The 3,531-nt window shown below is 68.9% G+C and carries 7 protein-coding genes; all 7 read right to left on the reverse strand.

The features are described from left to right. Positions 1-345 (reverse strand): hypothetical protein (locus C3942_RS21800; RefSeq protein WP_207766193.1); only part of this gene is annotated, 345 nt, incomplete at its 3' end. A 1-nt stretch (position 346) separates the two neighbouring features. Continuing rightward, positions 347-760, reverse strand: coding sequence for a hypothetical protein (locus tag C3942_RS21805; RefSeq protein ID WP_104232472.1), 414 nt, complete (start codon positions 758-760; stop codon positions 347-349). Further along, positions 757-903, reverse strand: coding sequence for a hypothetical protein (locus tag C3942_RS22500; protein ID WP_165797579.1), 147 nt, complete (start codon positions 901-903; stop codon positions 757-759). Before C3942_RS22500 ends, C3942_RS21805 begins: the two co-directional genes overlap by 4 nt. Positions 904-914: 11 nt before the next feature. After that, positions 915-1,229, reverse strand: coding sequence for a hypothetical protein (locus C3942_RS21810; protein ID WP_104232473.1), 315 nt, complete (start codon positions 1,227-1,229; stop codon positions 915-917). Further along, positions 1,226-2,977, reverse strand: a complete 1,752-nt coding sequence (locus tag C3942_RS21815) for a replication endonuclease (protein WP_104232474.1) — start codon at positions 2,975-2,977, stop codon at positions 1,226-1,228. Before C3942_RS21815 ends, C3942_RS21810 begins: the two co-directional genes overlap by 4 nt. Next, the gene (locus C3942_RS21820) at positions 2,953-3,267 is read right to left on the reverse strand and encodes a hypothetical protein (protein WP_133164396.1); all 315 of its coding nucleotides are present in this window, start codon (positions 3,265-3,267) and stop codon (positions 2,953-2,955) included. The genes C3942_RS21815 and C3942_RS21820 overlap by 25 nt, the downstream gene beginning before the upstream one ends. Further along, positions 3,264-3,531 (reverse strand): hypothetical protein (locus tag C3942_RS22505; RefSeq protein WP_165797580.1); only part of this gene is annotated, 268 nt, incomplete at its 5' end. The genes C3942_RS22505 and C3942_RS21820, both read right to left, overlap by 4 nt.

Below are 3,531 nucleotides of genomic sequence, written 5' to 3' on the forward strand. Positions count from 1 at the left end.
CAGGTGCCAGGCATCGCGGGCCTTCGCCGTGCCCGTGACGGCGCCCAGTTCCTCCACGATGTTCAGGCAACCGCCGCGCGCCCACACCACGCGAGTGTAGAAGTCGAACAGCGTCGGCGGCGCAGCGAAGGCGATGCGCCCGTCCTGCCGGGCCAGGCGCACGAACTCCGCGGGATCATGCGTCGAGCGGAAGCCGGGAAGGTCGCCATACTCGTTCTTGGCATCCCATACCAGCACGTTCCTCTCGGCGCCGATCCGCTGCTTGATGAGGTAGCTCTTGCCGGTGCCGCTGGAACCGCAAATGAACTCGATCTGCGCCGGCAGCGAGTTGTCGGGCTTGCGCATGTCAGGCCGCGGCCGGCGCCGCGGCGCCGCTCTCCGCTTCCTTGATCGCCATCCACACCTGGAACGCGATCTTGCCGGCGAACACGGCCGCGCCCAGCTCTTCCTTGTACTGCATCACCCAGGGCGGCATCTTGCCGTTGTGTTTGGCCAGCAGCGGCGCCACGGCGTCGGCGCCCTCGGCCAGCGTCTCCTGCCCGAACACGACCTTGACGCCCTTGGTTTTTTCGACCAGCTTGCCCACGAGGCCGAGGCCAATGGCCACCGTCATCATCGCCGCCTGCCGGTTCTCCTCCGCGCTCGGCTGCGGCGGCTGATTCGTCTGCTGCGCTTGCGGCGCGGCGGCCGCCTCGGCGGCGAGCGCGTCCAGCGCCGGTTCATCCGCGAACGGCAGCGCTCCCTCCTCGGCGCCGCTCACTGCGCGCCCTCCGCGGGAACGCCCTTGCCCTTGCCGACGCGGGCGCACTCGGGCTGCGCGGCGACGGCCGGCGCGTCGGCCGGCGGCAGGGACTTGGGCGCCGGCTTGGCGGCGGGCTTTTTCTTGGTGGCTTTCGTGGCCATGGTGCTACCTCTCAGAAGTGGAACAGCGGGAAGAAGACCGAGCGCAGCGGCGCCGGCTCGGGCTTGGCGTCGGGCACGGGGGCCGGCGGCGCCGGCTCGGGCTCAACGAGAACGGGGGGCGGCGGCGGCAAGTTGCCGTCCGCATCGCGGGCGCGCATGTATTCCAGAATCCACTCCTGGAAGCTTTTGCCCAGGTTCATGAACAGGCCGTGACACGGCGTCTGAACGTAGAGCTGCCCCTTGCGCTTGCCCTTGGCGAACTTGCGGACCGTGCCGGGCTTGGCACAGAGGGGACAGACGATGGAACCGCAGTCTTCATTGCTCATGGATCGCTCTCCGGAAGGTGATTTGCGCCTTGGTGGGAGGGCGAGACGAGGCCGGGCGGTGNGGACGCAGCACGGTCCGTGCGCGACCCCACCAGGCGCTCTACGCGCCAGGTGTGAACCCTTGTCGTGAGGGATTGCGCGAACGCTGCACCGGCATGGCCCATGCAGCCTTGCGCAACGACACCGCGGATCGGGTGCGCAGCGAAATCGCCATATCCCGACAGCATCGAGGTCGGCCGCTCCGGCACGTCTCGCAGCACGCTCAAGCGCCGCATCTGCCGCGGAATGCAGGGGCCGCCCATGGCGCCGATGTAGCCGGCGACGTCGCCGGCATCGGCCTTGGCGCGGACCGGCTCGATCAGCGGCAGATCAAGCTGCGCGTCCCGCACACGGCGCAGTTCGCGGTAGACCGTCTGCGAGGGCAGGCCGAAGAACTGAAACTGACGGATGCCCCAGATACGCGCCCAGGCAACGATGCGCGCGGCATGCGTCACGGGATCGGCCTGCGGCGCGGAGGCTTGCTTGCCATCCTCCAGGGTCAACTGCGCATGGGTCAGGCCGAAGCCGTCCACACCCTTGGCGATGTACTTCGCCATGTAGCCGGTTGCCGTGCCGCGGCTCGGGCTGATGCGCTTGAACCGGATGCGGCGCTTGCGGGCTCCGGGCTCGTCGGGGTCTTCGGCCAGGGCCTCGGCGTGCATGATCCGGATAACCGGCTTCACGTGGTCGGCCGGCACGAAGAGCATCATGTGCCAATGGGGGGTGCCGTCGTGGTGTGGCTCGACGCTTCGGAAGCCGTAGACCTTCACCCTGATCTTGTTGAACAGGGCGCGGCAACGTGCCCACACCGTGTTCAGGTGCTCCTGCCCGTCACGTGGCGAACTGGCGCCGTCGTAACGTGGGTTGGGGATGCAGGGCTTGGCACACCAGCGATGGAAGCGACTGGGGGTGGTCAGGGTGACGAACAGGGGCACGTCTCCGCGATCCTTGGCCACGGCCTCGGCGCCGTTCATGCGCGCCATCAGTTCCATGCGGCGCAGCTTGGGGTTTGCGATGGAGGCCGCGGCGGCATCGGCCAGGCAGACCGTTTCGCCGTCCTCGTTCACGGCGATGAGCTGCAGCAGGAGTTGCTGGTTGCCCTCGGCGCGCTCGCGCACGAAGTTGACCCCCCAATCCGAGGCGCACGGGGTCTTGGCGATGTTGACCAGTCCGGCCTTGTGGGCGTCCAGTTCCCACTTGCGCGCGTGGGCTACGCGTCCGGAGCGGCGCCACCATCTGGCGGTCTGCATCCGGCGGACGATGCTGGCCATGTGGGGGCCACGTACATCGGAATCCTTGGGCTCCGGGACTTCCAGGCCGAAGCTGGTCGCGTAGGTGCGTGCCTCGGCGTAGGCCGACCACGTGTCGGCGTTGCGGGCGATGACCTTGGCCACGGCATGGGCGCGGCGCTCCGCCCAGGCGGACACGTCCTCGTCCGTGGCGCCACGTGGCAGGCGATCCACGAATAGATTCTGGCCGCCGCGGATATCGCGGAGCACGCCCGGGGTTTCGTAGAGGCTGTACCACAGCCGCTCGTACTCATCGTCCGCCAGGTTGGTCAATGCCACCTGGTCGCGCGGGCTGTCGCCTTCGACGCTCAGGCGGTGCTTGATGCCCGCCCAGGGGTTGCCGCGGGCGCGCTTGGCCTTGGGGCCGGGCAGGGGCAGGGGGCCGGCGTAGAGGCTCACGAGCAGTGGATACAGCCGCATCCGCCGTGCTGCGGCTCGCGCGGGCGATCCGCGCACCAGCCCCGGCAGTTGTTGCGCAGGCCATGACCGCGCCCGGGCATCAGGCAGAGATTGCAGCCGGCGCGATTGCCCTCGGCCGTGGCGATGGCGCGGCCCAGGGTGGCATAGAAGGCCTTTGCTTCGGTGATGCTGGCAAAGCCCACGGCCTCATGTCCGTGGTAGTCATTGAACCGGACCGACACGCGGCCACCATCGGCCCCCACGTTGAAGTAGCCCAGGCTGTTACCACGTAGGCGGGCACGCACCATCATCCGATCACCTTGGCGGCATCGACGCGCAGGCACGGGCGCTGATGAGTGCCGCCCACGTAGACCACGGATTCCCCCATGATCTTGACCCCCGGACCAGCCACCACGTAGACGACACGTGCGGCCTCGTTCAGCTTGGCCTCCAGCTCGGCCATGGCCTTGCGGGCACGTGCCATGCGGGCGGACAGGGCCGTGTACGTGGCGACGGCTTCCTTCGGGGTCGGCTGGAGCCTGGAGGCGTCGGCCGCGGCCTTGGCGTCGGCACGT

The organism is Solimonas fluminis (genome assembly GCF_002930645.1).
In the GTDB taxonomy this organism is placed as follows: Bacteria; Pseudomonadota; Gammaproteobacteria; order Nevskiales; family Nevskiaceae; genus Solimonas_A; species Solimonas_A fluminis.